Origin of the sequence: Aquimarina agarivorans (assembly GCF_000218485.1) — a bacterium.
GTDB classification, from domain to species: Bacteria; Bacteroidota; Bacteroidia; order Flavobacteriales; family Flavobacteriaceae; genus Aquimarina; species Aquimarina agarivorans.
Genome location: NZ_AFPB01000039.1, coordinates 1 through 5,260 on the forward strand (window position 1 = coordinate 1; position 5,260 = coordinate 5,260).

4 protein-coding genes are annotated in these 5,260 nt (G+C 31.8%); 2 read left to right on the forward strand and 2 right to left on the reverse strand.

Going from position 1 to position 5,260, the window contains the following annotated elements; all coding sequences use genetic code 11:
• Positions 1 to 101: 101 nt before the first annotated feature.
• Positions 102 to 1,985, reverse strand: coding sequence for a molecular chaperone HtpG (gene htpG, locus GMC_RS0101890; RefSeq protein WP_010520545.1), 1,884 nt, complete (start codon positions 1,983 to 1,985; stop codon positions 102 to 104).
• A 173-nt stretch (positions 1,986 to 2,158) separates the two neighbouring features.
• Positions 2,159 to 2,701 (reverse strand): TlpA family protein disulfide reductase, encoded by a 543-nt coding sequence (locus tag GMC_RS0101895; protein ID WP_010520546.1) that lies wholly within the window; start codon positions 2,699 to 2,701, stop codon positions 2,159 to 2,161.
• A gap of 346 nt (positions 2,702 to 3,047) precedes the next feature.
• On the opposite strand from GMC_RS0101895, the gene GMC_RS0101900 reads away from it, so the two are divergent.
• The gene (locus tag GMC_RS0101900; RefSeq protein WP_010520547.1) at positions 3,048 to 3,710 is read left to right on the forward strand and encodes a TetR/AcrR family transcriptional regulator; all 663 of its coding nucleotides are present in this window, start codon (positions 3,048 to 3,050) and stop codon (positions 3,708 to 3,710) included.
• Positions 3,711 to 3,776: 66 nt separating this feature from the next.
• Complete coding sequence (locus GMC_RS0101905) at positions 3,777 to 5,084, forward strand: ABC1 kinase family protein (protein WP_010520548.1); 1,308 nt, start codon at positions 3,777 to 3,779, stop codon at positions 5,082 to 5,084.
• Positions 5,085 to 5,260: the final 176 nt, after the last annotated feature.

Sequence of the window (5,260 nt, forward strand, 5' to 3'; positions counted from 1 at the left end):
ATTTTTTTGTTAGTGAATACTTTAATAAAAGTATTTAATTGGGAGTGTGAATTTTTCCCACAACTCTTAGTTGTCTTATAATAAATTGCTTAACAGCAAGATTAAATAAGATCAAAACTACGCTTTACAAAGTTAGTTAGATCTTCACCTTTCAACAGATTTTGCGACAGTTTGGCTAAGTCTAAAGCTTGCTTTATTAATGATGCTTTAGCATCGTCATTTTCTGCACTGTTGATTTTTTCAACTAAATTGTGATTGGAATTTACTACCAAATTATAAGACTCTGGCATGTTGCCAAACATTGGCATACCACCGCCGCCAGTTTGTTGCATTTCTTTCATACGGCGCATAAATTCGGGCTGGGTAATAATAAATGGTGATGCCTGACTGTCCATAGCTTCTACTTGAACGGTATAGGTTTCTTTTGGAACTACGTTTTCAATAGTAGTTTTCAAGGCTTCTTTTTGCTCATCATTTAGTTTAGATACTGTAGTATCTTCTTTTTTGATCAGGTTGTCAATATGGTCACCATCTACACGAACAAATGTAGTGTTTTCATAAGTAGTCTCTAATTTCTGGATTAAATGGGATACAATTGGCGAGTCCAATAAGGCAACTTCATACCCTTTTTCCTTAGCAGCTTGGATGTAACTGTGTTGAGCATCTTTGTCGGAAGCGTAAAGTACTACTAATTTTCCGTCCTCATCCGTTTGAGCAGCTTCAATTTTTTCTTTTAATTCATCAAATGTAAAGTATGCGTTATCTACCGTTGGAATAAGGGCAAAGTTTTTAGCCTTATCAAAAAACTTATCTTCGGAAAGCATTCCGTATTCAATAACAATTTTAATATCATTCCACTTGGCTTCAAAATCCTCACGGCTATTTTTGAATAGCGAGTTTAATTTATCGGCTACTTTACGGGTGATGTAACTTGAAATCTTTTTTACGGCACCGTCAGCTTGCAAATAAGATCTAGAAACATTTAAAGGAATGTCAGGAGAGTCAATAACTCCACGTAGCATGGTTAAAAATTCAGGTACAATACCCTCAACATTATCCGTTACAAACACTTGGTTTTGATACAACTGAATTTTGTCTTTTTGAATACCAACACTAGGATCTAATTTAGGGAAGTATAAAATACCTGTTAAATTAAATGGATAGTCTACGTTAAGGTGGATGTTAAATAAAGGCTCTTCAAATTGCATTGGATACAATTCACGGTAAAAATCTTTATAATCTTTGTCTTCTAAATCAGCGGGTTGTTTGGTCCAAGCCGGAGTTGGATTGTTGATGATATTATCTACTTCCTGAGTAGGAGCAGGATCGTCCTCTTTAGCATCTTCAGGTTTTGGAAGTGTTTCTGTTTTAGTGCCAAATTTAATAGGCACGGGCATAAACTTGTTGTATTTAACAAGTAGCTCACTAATTTTTGAATCTTCTAAAAATTCTGTTTCTTCTTCACTTACGTGTAGAATGATCTCAGTACCACGTTCTTTTTTATCGGATTCTTCTAAAATAAAAGTTGGTGAACCATCGCATACCCAGTAGGCTGCGGGTGCATCAGTATGTGATTTAGTGATAATTTCAACCTTGTCAGCAACCATAAAGGCAGAGTAAAATCCTAATCCGAAGTGTCCTATAATGCCAGAATCTTTGGCGCTATCCTTGTATTTATCTAAAAATTCTTCAGCTCCGGAAAATGCTACTTGATTGATGTATTTTTCAACCTCTTCCGCGGTCATTCCTAAACCTTGATCAATAATATGTATTTTCTTTCCTTCTTTATCAACTTTGACTTCAATAAAAGGATTTCCGTATTCCGCCTTAGATTCTCCAATACTGGTTAAATGCTTTAGCTTTAAAGTAGCATCTGTAGCATTTGATATAAGTTCACGAAGAAAAATTTCGTGATCTGAGTATAAAAACTTTTTTATAAGTGGAAAAATATTTTCAACCGAAACATTAATATTTCCAGTAGCCATATAGTGTATTTTTTATTGTTAATACTAGTTAAATTATCTAATTTGTTTCAAAAAAAATACCAATATACATATGCTGACAAAGTGTCAATATTTTGAATAAAAACAGGACATAAATAGGCAGTTCTTTATGTCGATAAAAAGAAAGACGTTTCTCCGTAAAATTGATAGCAAAATTAATAATTAATTAGATTGTCCAGATACTTAGCAAAGTAGGTAAAATCACTTTTTTTCTTAACTATTTTATTATCAAGCGTAGTTACTGTTTTAACAGGAAGTCCCCCCTTAATGGCTTTAATGGTGCCATCATAATCAATAATAAAATTTTTAGGATAGCTGATATTACCAATTTCGTTTTTTAAAAATTGCCCTGCATCAGTGGCAATATATTCAAAATTGAATCTTGTTTCTAGTAAAAATTGTTTGACATCATTTTCAGTTTCAAAAGTAGCGGAAATAAATACTACGTCGTCCTCGTAATGATTTTTTAAGGTGTTTAATTCTGGCAGTTCATCAATACAGGGTTTACAATGTATAAACCATAAATTAAAAAATACAAGTTTCCCTTGTATATCATCAGAGGTTACGGAGTAGCCATCAATGGTTTTAAGATCAAAATATGGAAATTCATCACCTACTTTAAGAGCGGTGTTGTTGGTTTGTGCATTACTAATTAAAGTAATGAAAAATAAAACGTAAGGGAGTAATTTTATTTTCATAGGTTAAGGTTTTAAAGCTTCAACTATCGATTTGGGAAAAGATATTTAAAACAGTATTTAACTATTAAGTTGCTATTAATAAGATTAATAACGATCGATAATATAATAAAATTATATCAAAAATCAACTCTTTTTTAAAAGTAATCTTAGTTGTTCGATGAAATTCGGGGAAATGATTTATTTATAATTTGTCATTTCGAAGATGTTTTACAGTTATTTTTGTAAGTATTAACATTTTACTGATGAACATATCATTGATTTCTTTGTGAAATTTTAACAAATGATTTTGTTTACGTTTTAGCAAAAAATGTTAAACAGTTATTATCTTTACATAAAAATAAATAGTATGGTTGCAAAGGCAAAAACAGCAAGTAAAATTACAAGAGCAGATATTGTTAAAATGTATATGGAACATGTGTTGTTGCATGGGCTTCCTGAAAGTGTTTTTTCATTCTGTAAAGAAAATAACATAGAAGAGGCTACATTTTATAAATATTTTGGAAGTTTGGAAGGACTTAAAAAATCAATTTGGATTGATTTTTTTAATCATGTTGATGAATTGTTAAGCAAAAATGCGGATTATTTATCCTATTCTAGTCGCGAAAAATTATTGACTTTTTATTTTACCTTTTTTGAAATGCTTACCGCGAATCGTAGTTACGTGTTGTGGGCTTTAAGCCAGTCAGATAATAAGTTCGAGAATTTGAAGCAGTTAGGTGGTTTAAGGAAAAAAGTTGTTGCGTTTGGGAAAGACTTAGTAACTATCGATAACGAAGATAAAAAATTAAAGATCACCAAAAAACCAGTTGCAGTAGTTGGTGAAGCTACGTGGATTCAGTTTTTATTCATTTTAAAATTTTGGAAGGATGACGAGTCTGCAGGATTTGAAAAAACAGACGTAGCTATTGAAAAATCTGTAAATACAGTTTTTGATGTATTTGATAACACCCCATTAGATAATATTTTGGATTTAGGTAAATTTTTATGGAAAGAACGTGTTGTTGATTAATATTTTATTATCAAACCAAACAACTATAATTCCAACGCAAGTAAAATCCAATAAACCTACAAGTGAATGAAGACAATTGATAGAATACCAACATCAAAATTGGGAAGAACAACTGAATTAGTGAAAACTGGAGTAAAGGTTGGAGGTAATTATTTAAAATATTACGGTAAAAAGGCGCTAAATCCTGAAATTTCAAAGGAAGAATTAAATGAGGATAATGCTGCTGATATTTATGATGGTTTAAAAAGTTTGAAGGGCAGCGCACTCAAAGTGGCGCAAATGCTTTCCATGGAAAAAAGCTTATTGCCTAAAGCATATGTAGAACGTTTTTCCTTAGCTCAGTTTAGTGTACCTCCTTTATCAGCGCCACTTGTTCGGAAAACATTCAAAACCTATTTCGGAAAATATCCTGAGGATATTTTTGACCAATTTAAAGCTAAGTCAGTAAATGCCGCTAGTATTGGGCAAGTACATCAAGCCGAAAAGGATGGTAAAAAGTTGGCTGTAAAAATACAATATCCTGGAGTGGCTGACAGTATAAGCTCTGATTTGGCAATGGTTAAACCTATTGCTACCAGGATGTTTAATTTAAAGGGAAAAGAAACAGAAAAATATTTTCAGGAAATTGAAGGTAAACTTTTTGAAGAGACGGATTATATATTAGAAGTAGCGCAAAGTAAAGAAATTACAAAAGCCTGTAGTAATATTCCAGGATTAAAATTCCCTAAGTACTATGAGGAGCTTTCCAGTGAGCGTATTATTACCATGGATTGGATGGATGGTGTGCATTTAAGTGAGTTCACTGCAAAAGAGTTTACTCAAGCACAAGGTGATAAGTTAGGTCAAGCACTTTGGGATTTTTACATGTATCAAATGCACGTGTTAAAAGCGGTGCATGCGGATCCGCATCCAGGTAACTTTTTAGTTGACAATGACACTAATTTGATTGCCATTGATTTTGGGTGTATTAAAAAAGTGCCGCTCGAATTTTATACACCATATTTTGAATTGGCTAAAATTGAAAACATAAACAATCCAGAAATTTTTAATCAAAAAATGTTTGAATTGGAAATTTTACTTCCAACCGATACTCCAAAAGAGTCAAAATATTTTTCGGCATTATTTCATGAAATGTTATCGTTGTTTACCTCACCATTTCATAACAAAACCTTTGATTTTTCAGATGAATCCTTTTGGAATAGCATTACGGAATTAAGTGAAAAATATTCCAATGATAAAGAACTCAGAAAAATGAATGGTAGTAGAGGGAGCAGACACTTTTTGTACATTAATCGTACCTTTTTTGGGTTGTATAATTTATTACATGACTTAAAAGCTAATATTGTGATTGATAATTATAAAAAGTATGTGTAATAATGTCGTTTTAGATAGTTTTGGACTACCTAATAAATATGGTGCAATTCTACTAAGTTACATTTCTATATTTATTTTGAGTCAATTTTAATTCCATTTCTAACTTTTAGTTCTGCGAAATTTTATTTTACTGTTGTCGATTTGTTATCGAAAACAACTTAAAAAGCATTGTTTAA